Consider the following 19,471-nt stretch of genomic DNA (forward strand, 5'->3'; position numbering starts at 1 on the left):
ATATTGTGATGGGATGAAGGAGTAAATTAGTATCAGTGAATTAGGTCGATGTATATCAAGAGGAGGGAGTATATTAGATAATAGTCCACTATTTACCTCGCAATCAATTAGCTGTAATCTAACTGGAGGAGATGGCATTCCTCCTGTTAAAAACCGCCCTAATATGGGCTGATGATGCCTACGTTAACCTTTTCAATCGATAGGGTACGTAGGTATTATGTGCCCTAAATTTTTGGGGCATAAATGTCTATAAGGTCTAGGCCTCTCATTTATTCCCCCTCGACAACACTAGGGGAGCCTCTATGTATGCAGCACTTTTTTCTATCGCGCTAGGTTCAGTTTTAGGTGGTTGGTTTAGATGGTTTATAAGTCTGAAGCTAAATCATCTCTATCCTAATATTCCGATGGGGACTGTATTTGTGAATCTCGTAGGGGGATTCATCATCGGCTTTGCCATTTCATATTTTGCCAATGCTAATATAAGCCCTGCTTATAAGCTGTTTATTGTGACCGGCTTTTGTGGTGCCTTTACCACATTTTCAACTTTTTCATTGGAAGTATTAGTACAAATTCAAGAAGGGAAATTAATGGTTGCACTGAGCACGATTGCTATTCATGTAATCGGTGCATTAATTTTTACCTTTTTAGGGATGTTGTGCCATAACTGGCTCGCCCAGCAGTGATAAATAAATTGGTTTTAGCCTGATTGTTTGATAGGAATGCTTGTTATATTGAACTAGCAAGCTTTCTATTAGTTAAATCAACGGTAAAATTCAAGATTATGTTGAATATAGGCTATTATGATTAATAGAAAACACTTTTTACAGTGTGATCTCGCCTAATACATAATAAAGTAGATTGTTTGGAATAAATTAACCAAACTTTTAATAAAATCACTTCTTTTGCTAAATAAAAAACATAATTTTTGCATATAACGGGTAAGTCGACAGAATATAATTTTACTGTTTAAAAATCGAACAAAAAAATAATCATTTAATTTTTTCTATAAATAAGCGATATCACATCAAAATGTTACGTAATTGTTAGTTGATTCTAATGTCATATAGTTATTGATGATAATTTATCACTATTACGCCGTTTAGCTTTCTATCTTGCAATTTGTTCTCTCTTCAGTGCGTTATCTATACATATGGATTTTCGATGATATTATGAATTTTGATGTGCTTTTTATTTCCTTCAGAGAAATAATCTATGGTATGGTTAATTATTGTGCTAATTGGTATTTTATATTGCACTTAATCATAAATAATAAAATTTATAATCTATAAAAATTAAATTAGAAACATATATGGACGGGGAAATTTTATGTCGCAGATGTTAGCGTTGTTTATTATAGTTTTGATTTTGTATATCGGGGATGCAATTGCGGTAAGAACCAAAGCGTGGATCCCTTCCGTGTTTGTATGTGCGGTGTTATTTTTATTAGGTTACTGGACGTTTTTTCCTAAAAATATCGTCAGTATAGCGGGGATACCGCAGGTCGTTGCAGTGACACTGATGTATTTGCTTATTACCAACATGGGAACCCTGTTATCACTGAAAGAATTATTACGTCAGTGGAAAACTATTTTAATTTCCTTATCAGGTATATTAGGGATTATTGTTTTTATCTACGTTATTGGAATGGTGTTATTTGATCTCAATACGGTATTAGTCGCTATTCCGCCATTAGTGGGTGGTATTGTTTCTTCGTTAATAATGTCAAAAGGAGCTGCAGATGCAGGGCTAATTGACCTATCCGTTTTTGCCATCCTTATTTACGTAATGCAAGGCTTTGCGGGTTATCCATTAACAGCCGTTATGCTAAAACGTGAAGGTCGACGTGTTCTGGCTCAATATCGTAGTGGGCAATGGAAAGAATCATTATCGGTTGAAGGGGCGAACGATGTGGAAGTGAAAACGATCACTTCCGATGATGAAATGCCGCGTTTATTCAAGAAAATTCCATCACATTACAATACCAGCTATTTCAAATTCTTACGTCTTGCTGCTGTAGGTTACCTTGCCTATTTAGTTTCAACATGGGCAGCACCAATTGTTAGTATCAGTCCATTTGTATTGTGTCTATTATTTGGGGTTATTGCATCATCACTTGGCTTTTTGGAAAGGCAGCCATTACAAAAGGCCAATGGCTTTGGTTTTGCGATTATGGCGCTGATGCTATTTATATTTGATACCTTAAATCATGCCACCCCTGACATGTTATTACGTCTTGTTTATCCAATGGTAGTTTTGATTGTTGCGGCGGTAATCGGTATGTATTTAGCTTCATGGATAGTCGGTAAAATTCTTGGTGTCTCTAAAGAAATGGCTTTTGCGGTGTCTTTGACCGCGCTATATGGTTTCCCCGCTGACTATATTATTACCAACGAAGCGATTAATGCGCTCACTAAAGATGAAAAAGAACGCCAACTTCTAACTGGGCATATGTTAGGGCCAATGCTAGTAGGAGGATTTATTTCAGTTACGATGGTTTCGGTAGTATTGGCTGGAATTATGGTCGGTTTTATTACACCAGTTGCAGGGTAACGAATAATGGAAACGAGCAAATTAAGAATTCAACGTCACTTAGAACAACTAGCTGAATACACATCGACACCGGGTCAAGGTACGACACGCATGAGCTATAGCGAACAAGACCGGCAGGCGAGAAATTATTTAAAACAGCAGATGCACCAATTGGGGTTACAGGTACGGGAAGATAGCATTGGCAATATTTATGGTCGGCTAGATGGAACTGAGCCTGATTTACCTACGGTGATTATAGGGTCTCATTTTGACTCAGTTCCTCATGGTGGTGCTTTCGACGGGCCTGCGGGTATTGTTTGTGGGTTAGAGGTTATTGCGCGTCTTTGCGAGCAACAATTACAACCTCGCTATCCTATTGACGTGATTGCACTGGTTGAAGAGGAAGGAACGAGTTTTGGTAGAGGGTTGATGGCCTCAAGTGTGATCACCGGTTTGATCGGTACAAAAGAGTTATATCAGCTTAAGGACAGACAAGGTATTTCAGCAGCACAGCGGATGTCTGAAGCTGGTTTTAATGCTGATAAAGCGGAGCAGGCGGTCATATCTTCTTCACAAGTGAAAGCTTTTTTGGAACTACACATCGAACAAGGGCCAATATTGGAGCAGGCGCAAGAAGATGTTGGTATTGTCGATACGATCGTTGGTATTGCGCAGCTTGAAGTGAAACTAAATGGAAAAGCGGGGCATGCAGGCACTACACCGATGAATATGCGCTCTGATGCTTTAGTTTGTGCAAGTCATATTATAGGTCAAATTCCAGCTATCGCGATAGCTGCGGGTGATGGCACAGTCGCAACGGTCGGACGGTTAAATGTGTTGCCTAATGGTGCGAATGTAATCCCCAGCGAAGTTATTTTTAGTGTTGATATTCGTTCAAAAAATGATAGTGCACTACGTAAAACGATTGAGCACATTATTGAATTAGTTGAACACGAAAGTCATAAATCAGCCATGCAAAGTGATGTAATGCAACCACTCTATGTTGCTCCAACAGCATTAAGTAAAAATATTCATCAGCTAATGTCACAACATGCCGCTCAACAAGGGTTGAAATACCGAGCAATGGTCAGTGGAGCAGGACACGACACAATGATATTTGCGGGGATCACGCAAACTGGATTAATTTTTGTGCCAAGTCGTAATGGGTTAAGTCATCACCCTGATGAATGGACTGACTATGAACAAATAGTACGGGGTGTTGATGTGATGTTTGCGACAGTTCGGTCGCTGACAGAATGTTGAATTAAAAATAAGTATCATCAGGTAAAGGTAGAAACATGGTAAATACAACAATTACTCAATCAATTAAAAAATACACAGCAGCGATGATTGCATTTCGTCGGGATCTACATTCACATCCAGAATTGCCATGGGAAGAAGTTCGTACCACTAAACGTATTGCTGAAGAGTTGTCTAAAATTGGTATTGAATATCGCCTCACTGAGCCAACAGGGGTCATCGCTGAAATTAAAGGTGGTAAACCAGGTAAAACAGTTGCTTTAAGAGCGGATATTGATGCATTACCTGTGCTGGAGCTGAATGATTCATTAGATTATAAATCACAAAATCAAGGAAAAATGCATGCATGTGGCCATGATGCGCATACTTCCATGCTATTAACGGCAGCGAAAGCACTTTATGATGTACGAGAACAACTTATTGGTAATGTGAGACTGATTTTCCAGCCTGCAGAAGAGATAGCCCAAGGCGCGAAGGAAATGGTAAGACAAGGCGCGGTTGAAAATGTTGATAACGTATTTGGTATGCATATCTGGTCGACAACCCCTTCAGGAAAAATTTCTTGTAATGTAGGAGGTACATTTGCCTCTGCCGATTTATTGGTTGTCAAATTTAAAGGGCGGGGTGGTCATGGTTCTATGCCTGAGGCCACTATTGATGCTGCGATTGTTGCATCTTCATTTGTCATGAACTTACAAGCTGTAATTTCACGAGAAACATCACCGCTTGAGTCCGCAGTAGTGAGTATTGGTAAAATGGATGTTGGTACCCGTTTTAATGTTATTGCTGAAAACGCGGTGTTAGATGGAACAGTGCGTTGTTTTAATGTTGAAACACGTAGTCGTATTGAAGCAGCTATTCGTCGTTATGCAGAACATACTGCGGCAATGTATGGCGCAACAGCTGAAGTCATTTATACTTATGGTACGTTGCCCGTAATAAATGAAGAGCGAAGTGCATTGCTAGCGCAATCAGTCATTACTAAAGCGTTTGGTGAAGATTCATTAATGTTTGAAAAACCAACCACAGGTGGTGAAGACTTTAGCTTCTATATTGAAAATATTCCAGGTTGTTTTGCTCTACTAGGATCAGGTAACCCAGATAAAGATACTCAATGGGCGCATCACCACGGACGTTTTAATATTGATGAAGATGCAATGGTTGCAGGTGCTGAACTCTATGCTCAATATGCGTGGTCATATTTGCAACAAGATAAGTTTTAATTGTGTTGCACCTTACTATTAACATTGCAGTAAGGTATGAGGTTGCTGATCGAGTGGGATAACTATACTCGACATACTTCAAGTTGCAGGGGGGGTACGTTACGCTAGCTGAGTCACAGTGCTCCCCGTCTATCTTCACTTGTCGCCTACCCGCATCTTGAATTATTTAGAGTATATATCGTTTTTCCCGCTCCTCTTATGAATTTGCGTTTAATATATTGATACCCATTAGTCCTGATTATTTTGACTATCAACATTTTTTTCTATACTCGTCATACTTTAATATGCAGTGTTTTAATTAGGATATGATGACTACGTTCACACGTACCAGTCACTGTATTTTCTATGCCCCTAGCGACTTGTTCATTTGTTGCTTCGCTGCACCTTGAATTATGTTGAGTGTATAATTTAAATATAAGGAACTTAAATCAATTCAATTATGCTAGTAAAATTTATCAAGACTTAAATTCTTAGTGCACATGCTACTGGCGTAATTTAATATTTAAATTTTTATACTGATATTTTTATTGTTTTATTTTTAATAAAAATTATTTTTATGTTGAGATTAATCCTAATTTCATTTTTAGCTGTTTTTATACACTTATTATTTTCTGGTTTTTTATTTTAAAAGAAACCTTGTTGGTTAAAATGTTATAAATGGCGTAAATAACAGATAATATCACGGCAAGAAAACTTCATAAAAATAGCTTGATACATAAATTATTTTAATGTCATATCTTAATGATATCTTCTCGATTTAGTAGAGCTTAAAAGTCACTTAATTTTGAAAGGTTTTTGTATTTAACCATCTGATTATAAATGTTAATTTTTATTTTCATGATTTTTTTTAATTAAATTTGTTAGTTTTTATCTAAATTAATTAGCTACTTTACGTGTAATTTAACTTTAGGTTATTTAATTGTTCTTTAAATGTTGTTTGTCACATAATTAATTTGCCTTAGGGTATTTTTATTTATTATTTTATTTTTTATCTATAAATCATCTAGGATTTAATTATGAAAAAGAATGCAAATAAAGTTTTCAGCACGCCCATGCTGAGAATTAAGCCTGTTTGCTTATGCGTATCTGTTATTTTAGGTTTTGCTTCCGTTGCTCATGGAGCAATTATTAATACTAATGGTGCAGGGGTGCAAGTTCAGCCTAATGGACCAACCATTGTAAATATTAATAAAGCGAGCGACAAAGGCGTATCGCATAATATTTATCACAGTTTTGATGTCGATCCAACGGGCGTTATTTTAAATAACAGTAAAGATTCTTCTACAACTCAGCTTGGTGGAAAAATCGATGGTAATGCTAATTTAGCGGGCGGTAGTGCAAAAGTTATTTTGAATGAAGTTAACTCGAACAAAGCCAGTACACTAAATGGATTAATCGAGGTTGCAGGAGATAAAGCACAAGTTATCGTAGCGAACCCATCAGGTATAACTTGTAATAGCTGTGGCTTTATTAATACCAGCCGTGCAACATTAACAACGGGTAATGCCGTTAAATCAACAGATGGCACTATCGTTGGCTATAACGTTGAAAAAGGTCAAATCATTGTAAATGGTGCACTGCGTTCAGATTCACCTACTGATTTGTTGGCTCGTTCAGTTGCTATTCGTGGCGATATTCGTGCAAAAGAGATAAATATCATTACAGGCAGTAACTTTGTGGATGCTGATAATCGTTTTACTACGGCGATCAGAGGTATTGGTTCTACTTCTAGAGTGGGTATTGATACTTCCTCTATCGGTGGGATGTATGCAGATAAAATTACCTTAGTCACGACTGAAAATGGTGTTGGTGTGACAAACAACGGTGTTATTTCAGCTGGGACAGGCGGTTTAGTAATTAATTCCGCCGGTCAATTGACCAATAATGGTCTTAAGATTGAATCACAGGGTAAGATTAATATCAAAGCAGGCAATACTATTGTTAACCGCAGCAGTATTGTAGGGAACACAGATGTTGATATTACTGCAAGTGGCTATGGTTATATTGATAATCAAAAAGGTCAAATTGTATCTAATGGTGGCAACGTTAAGTTAGCGACATTAAACTCGCTGAATAATAACGGTGGTATTGTTAGTGCATTTAATACGATTGACACTCAGTCAGGCTCTTTAACAAATACCAACGGTACGATCCAAACTCGAACTGGTGATATTAATATTAATACCACAGGGGCGATATCGAATAGTTTTGATTTAAGAAATAATCTTCATGAGCAGAACAAGCGTGGAATTATTTCTGGCCGTGATATCAATATATCATCAAACCAGTTAACTAATAATTATGGTAATATTTCTGCTGAGCGAGATATGGACATTCGCAATCGCTTAGAAGTGAGAAATAGCGGTAATGCAACACTTCAGTCGAAAGGGAAAATGAACATTGATAGTTCAACAGTCAATAACTTATCTTCAACGATTAAAGCAGGTGGAGATATGAGTATTACTGCAACGACACTGAATAATGATACTGTTGCAACCATTAATGGAGAGAAAAATTTAAACGTTAAATCGTCTCGTTTAACGAATACTGGTTCGATCGTTTTTGAAAGTGGGAAAGCAAATATTTCAGCAACAACATTATCCAACCGTTATGGTTATGTTAAAGCTAATGAGATAGAACTGACTTCTGATTCATTAAATAACCAGTCTGGTTATATCCATGCTAATAAATCACTTACTGTTGATGCAGGCGCAGTCTATAACAGTTATAGCGATAACTTTAAGCAGGTAAGCTCACGTTTTGGATTAATCAACCAATCAGGTGGATTAGAAAGTAGTGATGGCTGGGTTTCAGTTAAGGCGAATAGCTTTGATAACCAATATGGATTAGTATTTGCCAATATTACTCAAAAGGCAAATGTTACCGGTGATATTAATATCTCCGTTAGAAACGATCTACAAAATAATCGAGGAACGATTAGAACCTCGAATAATATGAATATTACAGCGGGTAATGTGACGAATACTTATGGTCTTATCGATGCAGGTAATAGTGCGATGATAAAATCATTTAAATCAGTCAATAACCAGTACGGTACTATTCGTTCCGTGAAAACAACGCAAATTGATAGCCCAACAATCTACTCACAAAGAAATGGTCAAATTCTTGGTGGAACAGTAGTACTTAATACATTGGGTTATTATTAATACCTAATACAGGGGAGCAGTAGGCTCCTCTGTATTTTGAGAATTAAGGGTATGTATGTTTTTACGTTTAACGATCTTATCACTATCTGTATTTACTTTTATGGTTTATGGTGAACCAATTCAGCCAATAGACCAACAAATTAGTAATCAAATCTCCCAAGACAAATCGCGATATCAACAAACACAGCTAGCAACTAAAGATGTTTTGGATGATAAAACAGAGAGAAAAGACGATGAATTATATTTTCAACCAGAACAAGACTGCTATGAAATAAAGTCCGTATATCTTGAATCAAAAATAAAAATTGCCAATATGCGTTCATTTCAGCACTATACTGATCAGGCTGTAGGTCAGTGTATTGGTATTTATGGAGTAGAACGATTAGCTAAAGGCTTACAAGATAAAATCATTAAAGTAGGTTATGTCACGACACGTGTAGATATCCCTGAACAAAATATTAGTACAGGTATACTTAGATTAAAAATTATTCCTGGTACTGTGGATAATATTAAATTAACAGATAATAGCAATGGCTATATCTCATTGTTTAATACTATGCCAACAGAAAAAGGAAAAGTGTTAAACTTAAGGGATCTAGAGCAAGGATTAGAAAATTTAGAACGGATCCCAAATGTAAAAGCTAATATTGAATTAATGCCAGGCAGAGAATTTTCCACAACAGATATTGAAATTGAAAGAGTACAGTCATCTTATTTTAATGTTGGTGGCTGGCTTAATAATGCAGGAAGTCGCCAAACAGGAAAAAATCAGGTTGGCGTTACTGTATATGGTCATAATTTAACTTCACTGAATGATACAGTTTATGTTTCGATGGGGAAAAACTTAGAAAATAGAGCTCGTTACTCGACTAAAAACCAAGCTGTTTATTATGCGGTTCCTTACAATTATTGGTTATATTCTTTCTATGCGAGCAAGAGTAATTATAAGCAAACGATCAATGACAGCATAATGAGTTATAAATATTATGGTGAAAACCGCTATTTAAACTTTAGTGCGAGCCATGTTTTTTTACGGGGCCAATCCTATAAGGACTCATTGACATTGCAACTGATAAAAAGAAAATCAAGATATCACCTTGAAGATATTTCTTTACTTTCTCAAGAAAGAGATTTAACTAATATTAATATAGGATTAAATCATCGCCAGAACATCAATAATTCAACAATTGATGCATCAATTAACTATCAACGCAATGTTCAATGGCTAGGTGCAAAACCAAGTTGGGACATGGAATATGGTGACGTGAGTAAAATGGGAAGGGTCATGACGATAGATGTGAATGCAGTGATCCCATTCTCTTTCGATAATTTTGTCATGAGTTATAACCCTCAAGTTTTTATTCAATACACACCAGATAACTTAACTATTCAAGATCAGTTTTCATTAGGAAACCGTTGGACTGTGAGGGGTTTTGATGAAGAGTACTCATTGATTGGTGATAAAGGTTTTTATTTTCGAAATGAATTTAATTTCTATTTTCCCAATACATCCGTTTACCCTTATTTTGCATTGGATTATGGTCGAATAATTGGTAATGTTTATCCTATTGGGCTTTATTCAGATGACCAATTATTGGGCAGTGCGCTCGGGATACGTGGACGTTTGAATATATTTAGCTATGACATGTTTATGGCGGTCCCTCTTTATAAGCCGGCAGAGTATGAAACAAGTAATTTAAATGTAGGTTTAAATGTGCAATGGTTTTGGTAGTGATATATTTCAAATAATTACATATATTTAGAGCTAAAGCGTTAAAGGTGACCTATTAAATAGTTGATTATAGTGGTGAATGTATAAAAATATATCTAACGAATTAACGGTATTTGAATCCAATACCGTTAACCAAATATAAACAAATGATTATATACTTTGCTTAATTGAGACTATTGATTGACACTAAAAATGATGCCCATATAATCCATATCAAATAATATTAGTTGTATATTGAGTAATAAGTTTCATCTATATATTAAGACTCGTGATGCTTAAAAATAGCATTTCTCAACCGTTGTTGTAGCTCAAAACGTTGTTCTTGAGTTAATAATTCGTCGTGGGAAAGCTGCGCTAACAACATATTCATATTTACAATTGAATTCTCAGTTAATAGGGAATCAACTTGTTTTGCGATATCTTCATAATGTTGCATACATAGCTCCTAAGTGTGGTTAGTTGATCATTATATACTCTAAATAATTCGAGTTGCAGGTAGGCGACAAGCGAAGATAGTCGGGGAGCATAGATAAACACTGTGACTCGGCGAGCGTCGCGTAGTCACTTATACCTCAATGAAAAGCGCTGCAACTTGAAGTATAGCGAGTATAGCATAGGAGGATGAAGGTTTTTATTGGTATTGGGCACTTTTATATTACACATAGGAATGAAATATTGAAACTGACTGTCATTATGATGATCTTACTGCTTTTTGCTTGCTCATCAACAAAATGGGAACCAGTAGGCTTGCCTAAATGGACTTATCAGGAGGCGGATTCACAGTGTGAATTTGATGCCTTCAAACGATTTCCCGTACGTAACGAAGTCGCACAACGCACGGTGTATGAAACGATTACAAAAAGATGCAAGAAAAGTGATGAATGTGGCAAAGCGGAAACTTATGAAGAGAAAGTTCCGGTGACAGAAAGTTATGTTCTGGATGTCAATAAAGGAAGCAGGTATCAAGAGTTTACCAAATGTATGAAACAAAAAGGATGGCAAGAAAAAAGATATTATTTTTGGGAATAACTAAAATATCTATTCTAATGGGCATTGATTAATGACTGCCAGCCATAACCCTTTATAGCTGGCTTCGCTTTAATTTTGCTTATCAATAACCATCACCGCCATGGTATTGGGCTCTAAGGCTCTCATGACATGGGGCTCATCTCCCGGATAGTGAATATAATCACCTGGATGTAGTTCTGTTGGATTATCTAAAGGCCCGACCATCGCACGACCACTCATTAATATAATATGTTCGCTGACCCCATGCATATGAGGTTCAGAAACGCGATCGCGTCCGGGCTGCGCAATAACAGTATAGATATCTCTCTGTGAATTTGCAGGCGCTGATGACAGTAAAAATGCTAAATAATTTGCATGTTCAGCGCTGACTTGAATGCCTTCACCATGACGGATCACGGTTACGGGTTCTTGTTGATCTTCAATTAAACGGGAAAAGGGAACATCAAGAGCGACACAAATAGCCCATAGCGTTTCAATACTTGGGTTACCATTACCTGACTCCAATTGCGATAGCGTTGACTTGGCAATACCTGCTTTACGAGACAGTTCTGAGAGCGATAAACCACTTTTTTGGCGCTCTCTAACTAATGCTTTGGCAATTAACGCGATGGGTGGAGTAAATGTGCTCAATTTTATTTCCTATTTTTGATTGCTCTTTTCACTATCGTTCTACATAATGAACAAATGTATTATATATCGAACGGTTCCATTATGCTATTTTCAACGCTTAATCATAGCACGGTAAAAAACATCGCACTGGTTTGTATTGCTGATTTAATTGTTGGTATTTCTTATGGTGCTTTGGCCCATTCTCAAGGATTTGATTTTTGGGTTCCTTTAACACTTTCCATATTGGTATTAGCAGGGGCATCCGAATTTCTATTTATTGGTGTGGTGTTCTCTGGCGGCAGCCCTATTTCAGCTGCATTAGCGGGCTTATTAGTCAACTCTCGACATATTCCATTCAGCTTTGCGGTAAGTGAATTAGCCGGAAAAGGCCCTAAAGCATTGCTGGGCTACCATATTATGAATGACGAAAGTGTGGTGTTTGGACTCGCACAGGAGACCGATAAAGAAAAAAGAGCTGCTTTTTGGTTATGTGGCCTTGGCATTCTTATGTGTTGGCCTATTGGTGTATTGATTGGTGAAGGATTAGGTAGTTTTATTCAAAACACGAAGGCACTGGGAATGGATGCTATGTTCCCTGCCATTATATTGGCACTATCACTGCCCGCATTAAAAGATAAAAGATTACGATTAACTGCAATTAGTGGGGCGGTAATTGCTATTGTATCTACACCTTTTTTACCTGCTGGGATCCCCGTATTAATGGCGCTTATTAGCTTACTTATCTATATTAGGAGGTAGTATGATGGATAATCCATGGCTTATATTGGTTGGCATTATCATACTTGCTGTTGGTACTTACTTGATGCGTGCTTCCGGTGCCTATTTTAATGGTAAAGCGGTACTTTCAAACAATAGTAAAGCAGTTTTTTCAGCTGCCGCAATTGTTATTCTATTTTCAGTTGCTGTGACCTCAACGGTATTTGATGGGGAGCATTTTTCTGATCTGGCTAAAATATCTGGCGTGCTTGTGGCGGGTATTCTGACTTGGTATCAAAAACCTTTTATTGTTATTGTATTGTCAGCAGCTGTTGTCACAGCATTATTGCGCTTAGTTTTTTAGCAAAATCCGCCGTAAACCTTTGCCAATACGGCCTTCAACATTCGGCAAAATAAGGATTCAGGAACTACAGGCGGCGGGACTCGTCGTTTCAGCTCATGGAGGCCAGCGTAAATCCGTGGTATAGACGGTAGCGGCCTGAGAAGTGAGAAGCTTCGCCGTTTACGGCAAAGAGCAGTTACTTATACTAAAACGCCTTTGTTAATTCACAAAGGCGCTAAAACGATTACTTTTTATATTATTAAGCTGTTATCTATACAGTATTATGATGTCAGATCCTTAATTTGATCCGTTGCAGCATTTTTTTGCACGGATGCGATACCTTTCAGCGCAGCTTGCTTTGAGGAATACATTTCACTACTTGCAATAATTTCATGGTTCGCTGCTTTAAGAACAAAGTAATAAGGTTGAGGCGTGTCCTTTGTTGATTTTTTCAGTTCGAAATAACCCATGATAAACTCCAATAGTTGTTTAAAGTCGAAAAGCAAGCAGTGGTCATCACCTCTGCTATTTCTTAAGATTAGAAACAAATATGCAAAATTACTAGTTTTGGCGCTAAATTTCAGACAAAAAAAAGCCCCTATATGATAGAGGCAATCGTAGGATAATAGATCTGATTGTTATTAATTAAAAATAGCGAGTATTTTTAATTAATGCTATTTGGTTCTATATATTAATTCAAAAGGTAATACCTATTTATTCGTCATATTTCACGTTGCAATTACGCTGACTACGTTACTCTCACCGAATCACCGTGTTTATTGATATTCGTCGTGGTTCACTCACTTGTTACTGAGTAGCTACATTCGAATTGTGTACAGTATGAAACCTATTGTGCTGTGGTTGGTGCCGGTGGAGTGATAGCATTTGTCGCTTGCTGAGCAGGGCCTCGTTTCATTTGGGTAAAATCAGGTACTTCTACAATGGTCATTTTTACCATATAGCGTTTTCCCTCTGTCGCTTTCGGTGCGTCGTTAGCGAGTTTCTTCAGTGTTTCATTAGGCGTTGTGGTTTGTTGAGCTACGCTATAAACCACATTATGAGGAGCTCCCATATGATGGCGTGGTGATTTATTGTCTGGGCCATTTGCTGCACTAGCAGCAAAGCCGACTGACATTAACATGATAGCAAGCAAACCTGTGTTTAATTTAGTCATTGATGTTACCTCTTATTTGTAATGATTTAGATATACTCGTCATACTTCAAGCCGCAGCGTTGTTGATCTGCACTCACTCGCGCCAGCTACACAGTTTTATATGCTCTTAGCGACTCGTTCACTTGTCGTTTGGCTGTACTTGTATGATTTAGATAATCAATCAATTGGTTTTTGGTGGCAATCGCTTTTACCTGCTTTGACTGAAGCTTCACAATTGCTGCACTTTTTCCATATTTTCTACTCAATTAGCTCTCTTTGCCGTGTTAGCTGCAAAAACAACATCGGTTGTGCGGTCTAATTCACAGTTTCTGGTAGGTGGGGGGATAATCGATTAGGATGATATTCATACTCGTTATACTTCGATTATATTGAATATTGGAACACGACAAAGTGAGTCATTATGTCTGATAAGCAAATCCCTCTTTCTGTGTTAGATCTCGCACCCATCATTGACGGCTCTTGTGCCAAAGAGTCCTTTTCTCATTCATTAGATTTAGCTCATTTGGCTGAGAAGCTTGGGTTTCATCGTTATTGGCTTGCGGAACATCATAATATGACTGGTATTGCGAGCGCAGCTACATCGGTTCTAATCGGCTATTTGGCTGCTAATACCACAACCTTGCATCTAGGCTCTGGTGGCGTGATGTTACCAAACCATTCGCCTCTTGTTATTGCTGAGCAATTTGGAACATTGAATACGTTATATCCTAATCGTATTGATTTAGGAATTGGGCGAGCACCGGGTAGTGACCAACAAACCATGCGTGCATTACGTCGTCATATGAGCAATGACATCGACAATTTCCCTCGTGACGTTGCTGAGCTGGTTAACTGGTTTGATGCGATTGATCCTAAGCCATACGTTCGACCTGTCCCTGGTTACGGAGAAAAAATACCGGTTTGGTTATTGGGGTCTAGCCTATATAGTGCTCAGCTTGCGGCGCAAATGGGGTTGCCTTTTGCTTTTGCTTCACACTTTGCGCCTGATCTATTATTACAAGCACTTCATGTGTATCGAGAAAACTTTAAGCCATCACAAAGGTTAGAAAAACCTTATGCAATGGTATGTATTAATATTATTGCGGCAGATACAATTCGTGAGGCTGAATTTTTGTTTACTTCTATGCAGCAAGCTTTTGTCATGTTACGTAGAGGAAATCCATCACAGTTACCACCACCTGTTCAGGACATGACAACGGTTTGGTCTCCAGCCGAAGAGTATGGTGTGCACCAAGCGCTAGGTATGTCTTTAGTTGGCGACAAGGCAAAAGTTCGTCATGGGTTAGCTTCTGTATTACAGCAGACCCAAGCTGATGAAATTATGGTTAATGGGCAAATATTTGATCATCAGGCTCGTTTATACTCATTTGAACTGGCTATGCAAGCAATGAAGGAATTAGCATAATCATTTGGCATTGCGCATAGTTGTGACTGCTTTGGTATTTTATAGGGTAAGTTATGCGCTTTGATGTTATTGACCTTCGTTTGTTCGTGAATATTTATAAAGCCGGCAGTATGACTGCTGGCGCAAATTTGTCACACCTGAGCCTACAATCAGCCAGTGAGCGCATTCGAGGTATGGAGGCTGAGCTTGGCGTTTTACTGTTCATTCGTAATAAATCAGGCGTAACTTTAACTAATGTTGGTTTTGCTCTGCTAAATCATGCCAATACGATATTATTGCAAGTTGAACATATGCGCAGTGAATTACAGCAATATAGCCAAGGGCTGCGAGGGCAAATTCATTTATTGTGTAACTCATCAGCACAAAGCGGTTTCTTACCTAAAAAAATAGGTGCCTACTTGTTGCAACAACCTAATATTTCATTATCCATTAATGAAATGCCAAGCGAAAAAATCATTCATAATATTCATAGTCAGATAGCCAATTTGGGGATAATTGCAGATTCCGCAACATTGCATGGATTAATGCATAAAACATTGTGTGACGATCCACTAGTCGTATTTATGCCATTGTCCAATGCGTTATGTGATCGTGATATAATCAGTTTCTCTGAAATTGCTCATTATGAATTGATTGGTTTAAGTGAAAATACCGCATTGCAAGATCACATTGATGGGCATGCAAACGCTTTAGGTATTCGTTTAAATTATCGGGTACGGATGGGAACGATGGATGCTGTTATGCAGGTGGTAAGTCAAGGAACTGGTTTGGCAATTTTACCTCTGCAGGTTGTATCTCGGTTTATCGGCAGCTATCAAGGCACATTCATTCCATTAATGGATGAATGGGCAAAGCGCAAGCTGTTTATTTGCGCCCGTGATTTTGATGAGTTGCCATCTTATATTAATGAGTTTATTGATTTCCTACTTAAATAGCATGTATACCCCTAGAGCGATAAGACCCATAAAAAAGCAGTAGCGAAAGGTGGTTTCGTTGATGATTTTGCGAAAATATTGGCCGATAAACATTCCTAATAGAGCTGGTAGCACAGCAGTTGCGGACAAATAATAATCAATATTTTCATTTTTATTATCGAGTGAAAGTTGTATGGCGAGTGCAATAGTGGAGGCGGTGAAGGCTAAACCTAATGCTTGAACAAGCTCATCTTTATTGAGTCGAAGTGATTGTAAATAAGGGACAGCAGGAATAACAAATACCCCTGTTGCTGCTGTAATTGCGCCAGTAATGTAACCAATCAGTGGCGATAGCCATTTCTCTGACTTTTCAGGTTTAGGAAATTTGGGATAGATGACAGCTAAGCTGCCATATAGGATCAATATGATACCAAGAGCAGGTATGGTCCATGCTGAGGCGACGCTAAGGTTAGGAAAACAACTCCAAATCGTGCCAATAAAAATCCCAACAATAAATGTCCAGAACCGTTTAATTAAAACAATAAAATTAACGCCAACTAATAATTGCCATAGGTTAGTCACTAATGATGGAATGATCAGTAAACTTGCTGCAATAGCAGGCTCCATACTGGTTGTTAGTAACCCCATAGCGAGTGTTGGTAGGCCTAACCCAATAACACCTTTAACTATTCCTGCGAGTAAAAAAACAAAGAGAAGAAATGCCATACAAAACCTATATATCAAAGACAGTGAAGCAGTAGAAAACCAAAGAATAATAAATAGAAGCCAAATGGACTATATGGATTATTTTGAGAGGGGATCAGGAAAATACGGAATCATTCATGTTCAATAATTTTGTTGCTAATAATAAAAAATGGGTGCTTGAAACCTGTTTACCAACAACTTGTGCAGAGAAATTGCGGGGGATCGCTCCCCCGCAAAGCTTAGCTTTCTTCGTAATAAAGCATCAGCTTAACCGTTGTACTACCACTACTTAAACTAATAGAACAAAGCCTATCTCGTACAAGTAATGAGAAGCTCAACATCGTCATACAAATGACAACAAGCGCAATTAACGCATTTTTGGTCATTTCTCCTTGACCTCTTCTTTGTTAAGAGGCAGAATCCAAGGCGTGTGGTTTTGGATGATGCCTCGTTGGTTAAACATAATAACTAACGGGGCTTTTCCATTTTTGGTTGCTGTAATGCTTGAACCAAATAGGATCAAGCACCCGCACAAAGATTATCAAAAAAACTGTTCAATAAATTTAAAGTTACTCTGAATTTCTTATCCCTGAATGCTTTCTTGTAGATCTATATATCAAAAATAATAAAAAGATAACCCAGATAATTTCTGGGTCATAGACGGGTTAACAAGCGATTTGCGGGAGATTTGGTTCAAGAGGAGGAAGGCCATGAGCAGCACGAGCTCGATCACAGGCTTCATTATGTATGCCATCAAGCCATGATTGTTCAAATTCACGGCAAGGTGTTGGTCTTTGGGTATAGATAGAGCAGGAAACACATTCCCCTACGTTGCCTGCCAATGCAGTACATCGAGTATTGTGTTTTTGGTTAGTGCCTTTCATTGCGCTCATAAAAGGGGTTATTTGTTCGGTTAGCTCTAGAGGAACAGCACCGCCACCACTCTCACTTTCAGCCCAATAGAAAGAGACTCGAAAATAGGCGCAACATGCACCACAGTTTATGCAAGGGTTATTTACAGGATCAGTTTTTAGTATATGAATATTTGTCATATAATTACAGAATTCTATATTTGGTTAATGGTTAAATATATTAATGTAAACTGCAATTTTAATACTAGGTCTGCTTGAGCAAGCTATTGTTTTTCTGCTTTATCTTCTGCTGGTGGGGGATGTGGAATATCTTTTATGATAAAAAATAGTTCTACATCTTAGTATGTTTTCTGAGCTATAAAAATCTTCCCCAAAACCCCACCAAAACTCTTCCCCAAAATAGTATGGAAAACAGGCTGATCAAATTACAACAATTTGCCAATCTTTTCCACGGTCATCATTGTAATTATTTGTCATTTGTTGAGTCTTATGACCTAGCAATTTTTGTGTATCTAAACCCTGCTCTCTGTACAATCTCTCTGATAGCGATCTCTGTTCATGAAATGATGGTGCGGTTCCTTTTTCCCACTTTAGTCCGCATTTCTCTCTTGCATTTTTAAACGAAGCGGTAAGGGTGGTTGGTGTTACCTTGTCACCTCTATTTGCCCTTCCTGTTGCGTGTCGGTGATGTACCAAGTAAGGGCTAACAACAAGATCCCTACACATAGAAATAATGTCACCTAAAGTCATTCCAACAGCATTGCATTTAAGTGATAAAGGAATTGCAAGCTTTGCGCCCGTTTTCTCTTGTTCTACATGCAACAATCCATCCCAAACATCAGAGAATTTCATTCTTGTGATATCACCAAGTCGCTGACCTGTTGCGAGCGCTAGAAGCATGCCGCACTGTAAATAGTGTGAATGCTTTCCAGCCTGCTCATAAATTGTTTTCCATTCTTCAATTGATAACCTTTCCCGCTTAACTTTATTGCGCGGCTGCTTAGTTGCCTGTGCTGGATTATAACCAGGTGGCACATGACCTGCATGTTGAGCTTCTTTATATACATCAATAAGAACGACACGAACAACTTGAGCCATTCTATTATGCCCAAGCGCTTTAACTTCATCTGTGATCTTTGCTATTTCTAATGCAGTAACATCTTTAAGTGAAAGTAAACCACAATGTTGCTTGAATAAATTCAGCGGCTTTATTTTTTGTTTATATGAATTTATTTTTAACTCACCAAGATCAACACGTTCTTGTTGAATTTCTAAATACTTGTCGATCCAATTTGATACACTAATTCCGACTTTTTTATTCTTTATGTTCGATAACCGATCATTAATACTAAGAATTTGTTTTGTTTGCTGTTCAGCAATAATTGTATTTGCTTGCGATGCGACCAAAGCTGCTTCCTCGGCGTCCGTGCCGAGGCTATGGAATGTACCGGTTAATGGGTGTTTATATTGATAATACGTTTTACCATTTCGTTTATCTAATTTTCTGTATAAATTAGGAATAGTAATTTTATGAGAACGCGGTCTTGCTGCCATCTGATAGTATCCTTGATAATTTATCACTTGCACCAACTGGCAATTGAGGCTTTGCAACTACACCCACATAGCGAGAATCACGATCTACCATCCACTTTTTACCGACTTTAAGCGCTGGTGGAACCATCATTTTTGATTTCGCATATTTAAGTAAAACGCGCCTGCTTGGAGCCTCATCGCCAAACTCTATTCTTGCCCACGCCTCTAGATCTACCATCCTAGACATAATTACCTCCAC

The 19,471-nt window shown here is 37.9% G+C and carries 21 protein-coding genes and 1 riboswitch; of the genes, 12 read left to right on the top strand and 9 right to left on the bottom strand.

Going from position 1 to position 19,471, the window contains the following annotated elements; all coding sequences use genetic code 11:
* Positions 1-118: 118 nt before the first annotated feature.
* Positions 119-188: riboswitch (Fluoride riboswitch) on the top strand.
* Positions 189-302: 114 nt separating this feature from the next.
* From crcB to AC3Z9T_RS10390, 6 genes are all read left to right on the top strand, one after another.
* Positions 303-683: a fluoride efflux transporter CrcB gene (gene crcB, locus AC3Z9T_RS10365; RefSeq protein ID WP_490126083.1), complete on the top strand. Its 381-nt coding sequence runs from the start codon at positions 303-305 to the stop codon at positions 681-683.
* A 643-nt stretch (positions 684-1,326) separates the two neighbouring features.
* On the top strand, positions 1,327-2,550 hold the full coding sequence (locus AC3Z9T_RS10370) for a hypothetical protein (RefSeq protein ID WP_490126084.1): 1,224 nt from the start codon (positions 1,327-1,329) through the stop codon (positions 2,548-2,550).
* Between the two features lie 6 nt (positions 2,551-2,556).
* On the top strand, positions 2,557-3,792 hold the full coding sequence (locus AC3Z9T_RS10375; RefSeq protein ID WP_490126085.1) for a Zn-dependent hydrolase: 1,236 nt from the start codon (positions 2,557-2,559) through the stop codon (positions 3,790-3,792).
* 35 nt (positions 3,793-3,827) lie between these two features.
* Positions 3,828-5,012 carry a M20 family metallopeptidase gene (locus AC3Z9T_RS10380; RefSeq protein ID WP_490126086.1) on the top strand — a complete coding sequence of 395 codons (1,185 nt, stop codon included), beginning with the start codon at positions 3,828-3,830 and terminating at the stop codon, positions 5,010-5,012.
* Between the two features lie 1,016 nt (positions 5,013-6,028).
* The gene (locus AC3Z9T_RS10385; protein ID WP_490126087.1) at positions 6,029-8,179 is read left to right on the top strand and encodes a two-partner secretion domain-containing protein; all 2,151 of its coding nucleotides are present in this window, start codon (positions 6,029-6,031) and stop codon (positions 8,177-8,179) included.
* Positions 8,180-8,234: 55 nt separating this feature from the next.
* Positions 8,235-9,911, top strand: coding sequence for a ShlB/FhaC/HecB family hemolysin secretion/activation protein (locus AC3Z9T_RS10390; protein ID WP_490126088.1), 1,677 nt, complete (start codon positions 8,235-8,237; stop codon positions 9,909-9,911).
* 259 nt (positions 9,912-10,170) lie between these two features.
* Here the strand turns inward: AC3Z9T_RS10390 and AC3Z9T_RS10395 are convergent, their stop codons facing one another.
* Positions 10,171-10,347 carry a DUF2526 family protein gene (locus AC3Z9T_RS10395; protein ID WP_490126089.1) on the bottom strand — a complete coding sequence of 59 codons (177 nt, stop codon included), beginning with the start codon at positions 10,345-10,347 and terminating at the stop codon, positions 10,171-10,173.
* A gap of 239 nt (positions 10,348-10,586) precedes the next feature.
* On the opposite strand from AC3Z9T_RS10395, the gene AC3Z9T_RS10400 reads away from it, so the two are divergent.
* Positions 10,587-10,940 carry a hypothetical protein gene (locus AC3Z9T_RS10400; RefSeq protein WP_490126090.1) on the top strand — a complete coding sequence of 118 codons (354 nt, stop codon included), beginning with the start codon at positions 10,587-10,589 and terminating at the stop codon, positions 10,938-10,940.
* A gap of 69 nt (positions 10,941-11,009) precedes the next feature.
* Here AC3Z9T_RS10400 and AC3Z9T_RS10405 read toward each other — a convergent pair whose 3' ends face one another.
* Entirely contained in the window at positions 11,010-11,570 is a 561-nt protein-coding gene (locus AC3Z9T_RS10405; protein WP_490126091.1) for a helix-turn-helix domain-containing protein, read from the bottom strand.
* Positions 11,571-11,651: 81 nt separating this feature from the next.
* On the opposite strand from AC3Z9T_RS10405, the gene AC3Z9T_RS10410 reads away from it, so the two are divergent.
* Together AC3Z9T_RS10410 and AC3Z9T_RS10415 are read left to right on the top strand one after the other, a co-directional pair.
* A complete protein-coding gene (locus AC3Z9T_RS10410; protein WP_490126092.1) occupies positions 11,652-12,308 on the top strand; it encodes an AzlC family ABC transporter permease in 657 nt (218 codons plus the stop codon).
* Between the two features lies 1 nt (position 12,309).
* A complete protein-coding gene (locus tag AC3Z9T_RS10415) occupies positions 12,310-12,630 on the top strand; it encodes an AzlD domain-containing protein (RefSeq protein ID WP_490126093.1) in 321 nt (106 codons plus the stop codon).
* Between the two features lie 260 nt (positions 12,631-12,890).
* Here AC3Z9T_RS10415 and AC3Z9T_RS10420 read toward each other — a convergent pair whose 3' ends face one another.
* Both AC3Z9T_RS10420 and AC3Z9T_RS10425 read right to left on the bottom strand, forming a co-directional pair.
* Positions 12,891-13,079 carry a YegP family protein gene (locus AC3Z9T_RS10420; RefSeq protein WP_490126094.1) on the bottom strand — a complete coding sequence of 63 codons (189 nt, stop codon included), beginning with the start codon at positions 13,077-13,079 and terminating at the stop codon, positions 12,891-12,893.
* 377 nt (positions 13,080-13,456) lie between these two features.
* A complete protein-coding gene (locus AC3Z9T_RS10425) occupies positions 13,457-13,783 on the bottom strand; it encodes a hypothetical protein (protein WP_490126095.1) in 327 nt (108 codons plus the stop codon).
* Positions 13,784-13,883: 100 nt separating this feature from the next.
* Here AC3Z9T_RS10425 and AC3Z9T_RS10430 point away from each other — a divergent pair, with 100 nt between their 5' ends.
* The 3 genes from AC3Z9T_RS10430 (at position 13,884) to AC3Z9T_RS10440 (ending at position 16,123) form a co-directional block, all read left to right on the top strand.
* On the top strand, positions 13,884-14,081 hold the full coding sequence (locus AC3Z9T_RS10430) for a hypothetical protein (protein WP_490126096.1): 198 nt from the start codon (positions 13,884-13,886) through the stop codon (positions 14,079-14,081).
* A 102-nt stretch (positions 14,082-14,183) separates the two neighbouring features.
* Entirely contained in the window at positions 14,184-15,188 is a 1,005-nt protein-coding gene (locus tag AC3Z9T_RS10435) for a luciferase-like monooxygenase (protein ID WP_490126097.1), read from the top strand.
* Positions 15,189-15,241: 53 nt separating this feature from the next.
* Complete coding sequence (locus tag AC3Z9T_RS10440) at positions 15,242-16,123, top strand: LysR substrate-binding domain-containing protein (RefSeq protein ID WP_490126098.1); 882 nt, start codon at positions 15,242-15,244, stop codon at positions 16,121-16,123.
* On the opposite strand, the gene AC3Z9T_RS10445 is transcribed toward AC3Z9T_RS10440, so the two are convergent.
* The 5 genes from AC3Z9T_RS10445 to AC3Z9T_RS10465 all read right to left on the bottom strand — a co-directional run bounded on the left by AC3Z9T_RS10445 (position 16,112) and on the right by AC3Z9T_RS10465 (position 19,459).
* Positions 16,112-16,828 (bottom strand): sulfite exporter TauE/SafE family protein, encoded by a 717-nt coding sequence (locus AC3Z9T_RS10445; RefSeq protein WP_490126099.1) that lies wholly within the window; start codon positions 16,826-16,828, stop codon positions 16,112-16,114. The two genes, AC3Z9T_RS10440 and AC3Z9T_RS10445, sit on opposite strands and share 12 nt — an antisense overlap.
* Before the next feature lie 218 nt (positions 16,829-17,046).
* The gene (locus AC3Z9T_RS10450) at positions 17,047-17,193 is read right to left on the bottom strand and encodes a Hok/Gef family protein (protein ID WP_490126100.1); all 147 of its coding nucleotides are present in this window, start codon (positions 17,191-17,193) and stop codon (positions 17,047-17,049) included.
* Between the two features lie 279 nt (positions 17,194-17,472).
* Positions 17,473-17,859: a YkgJ family cysteine cluster protein gene (locus AC3Z9T_RS10455; RefSeq protein ID WP_490126101.1), complete on the bottom strand. Its 387-nt coding sequence runs from the start codon at positions 17,857-17,859 to the stop codon at positions 17,473-17,475.
* Positions 17,860-18,099: 240 nt separating this feature from the next.
* Positions 18,100-19,233, bottom strand: coding sequence for a site-specific integrase (locus tag AC3Z9T_RS10460; RefSeq protein WP_140181337.1), 1,134 nt, complete (start codon positions 19,231-19,233; stop codon positions 18,100-18,102).
* Positions 19,208-19,459: an excisionase gene (locus tag AC3Z9T_RS10465; protein WP_369468710.1), complete on the bottom strand. Its 252-nt coding sequence runs from the start codon at positions 19,457-19,459 to the stop codon at positions 19,208-19,210. Before AC3Z9T_RS10465 ends, AC3Z9T_RS10460 begins: the two co-directional genes overlap by 26 nt.
* Positions 19,460-19,471: the final 12 nt, after the last annotated feature.

This window comes from Providencia sp. 6390, from assembly GCF_058148425.1.

Bases quoted from the DNA above. Each gene is read 5' to 3' on its own strand.
- crcB (WP_490126083.1), top strand. From the start codon at position 303: ATGTATGCAGCACTTTTTTCTATCGCGCTAGGTTCAGTTTTAGGTGGT.
- AC3Z9T_RS10370 (WP_490126084.1), top strand. From the start codon at position 1,327: ATGTCGCAGATGTTAGCGTTGTTTATTATAGTTTTGATTTTGTATATC.
- AC3Z9T_RS10375 (WP_490126085.1), top strand. From the start codon at position 2,557: ATGGAAACGAGCAAATTAAGAATTCAACGTCACTTAGAACAACTAGCT.
- AC3Z9T_RS10380 (WP_490126086.1), top strand. From the start codon at position 3,828: ATGGTAAATACAACAATTACTCAATCAATTAAAAAATACACAGCAGCG.
- AC3Z9T_RS10385 (WP_490126087.1), top strand. From the start codon at position 6,029: ATGAAAAAGAATGCAAATAAAGTTTTCAGCACGCCCATGCTGAGAATT.
- AC3Z9T_RS10390 (WP_490126088.1), top strand. From the start codon at position 8,235: ATGTTTTTACGTTTAACGATCTTATCACTATCTGTATTTACTTTTATG.
- AC3Z9T_RS10395 (WP_490126089.1), bottom strand. From the start codon at position 10,347: ATGCAACATTATGAAGATATCGCAAAACAAGTTGATTCCCTATTAACT.
- AC3Z9T_RS10410 (WP_490126092.1), top strand. From the start codon at position 11,652: ATGCTATTTTCAACGCTTAATCATAGCACGGTAAAAAACATCGCACTG.
- AC3Z9T_RS10415 (WP_490126093.1), top strand. From the start codon at position 12,310: ATGATGGATAATCCATGGCTTATATTGGTTGGCATTATCATACTTGCT.
- AC3Z9T_RS10420 (WP_490126094.1), bottom strand. From the start codon at position 13,079: ATGGGTTATTTCGAACTGAAAAAATCAACAAAGGACACGCCTCAACCT.
- AC3Z9T_RS10425 (WP_490126095.1), bottom strand. From the start codon at position 13,783: ATGACTAAATTAAACACAGGTTTGCTTGCTATCATGTTAATGTCAGTC.
- AC3Z9T_RS10430 (WP_490126096.1), top strand. From the start codon at position 13,884: ATGCTCTTAGCGACTCGTTCACTTGTCGTTTGGCTGTACTTGTATGAT.
- AC3Z9T_RS10435 (WP_490126097.1), top strand. From the start codon at position 14,184: ATGTCTGATAAGCAAATCCCTCTTTCTGTGTTAGATCTCGCACCCATC.
- AC3Z9T_RS10440 (WP_490126098.1), top strand. From the start codon at position 15,242: ATGCGCTTTGATGTTATTGACCTTCGTTTGTTCGTGAATATTTATAAA.
- AC3Z9T_RS10445 (WP_490126099.1), bottom strand. From the start codon at position 16,828: ATGGCATTTCTTCTCTTTGTTTTTTTACTCGCAGGAATAGTTAAAGGT.
- AC3Z9T_RS10450 (WP_490126100.1), bottom strand. From the start codon at position 17,193: ATGACCAAAAATGCGTTAATTGCGCTTGTTGTCATTTGTATGACGATG.
- AC3Z9T_RS10455 (WP_490126101.1), bottom strand. From the start codon at position 17,859: ATGACAAATATTCATATACTAAAAACTGATCCTGTAAATAACCCTTGC.
- AC3Z9T_RS10460 (WP_140181337.1), bottom strand. From the start codon at position 19,233: ATGGCAGCAAGACCGCGTTCTCATAAAATTACTATTCCTAATTTATAC.
- AC3Z9T_RS10465 (WP_369468710.1), bottom strand. From the start codon at position 19,459: ATGTCTAGGATGGTAGATCTAGAGGCGTGGGCAAGAATAGAGTTTGGC.